1 pseudogene is annotated in these 276 nt (G+C 64.5%); it reads right to left on the bottom strand.

What is annotated here, in order from left to right:
* Window positions 1-276, bottom strand: a pseudogene (locus IO24_RS0140140) (ABC transporter substrate-binding protein); the annotation flags it as partial.

Here is a 276-nt window from a genome sequence, read left to right as displayed (position 1 = left end):
CTTGCCGACCGCGTACTCCGGCAGGTTGTGCTCCGCGATACCGGCACCCTTGACACTCTTCAGCCGGTCATGGTCCACCGGCTCCAGGCACTCAAGGCGGGCCATCTTCTGGAAGATGAGCAGGCTGTTGTCCATCAGGTCGACCTGCGGCCGGCCCTGCCTGACCTGGGCGATGATCTGCGCGGACTGGTAGTTGACCGTGGTGACCGTGATGCCGGTCTCCTTGGCGAACGGCTCGTAGATCGCCTTCGTCAGCGCGTCGTTGTAGGCGCCACC

The sequence above is a fragment of the Streptomyces flavovariabilis genome (assembly GCF_000725785.1).
Classification (GTDB): domain Bacteria; phylum Actinomycetota; class Actinomycetes; order Streptomycetales; family Streptomycetaceae; genus Streptomyces; species Streptomyces hawaiiensis.
The sequence above is the reverse complement of the archived record's forward strand: the minus strand, read 5'-3'. Positions and strand labels throughout refer to the sequence as shown.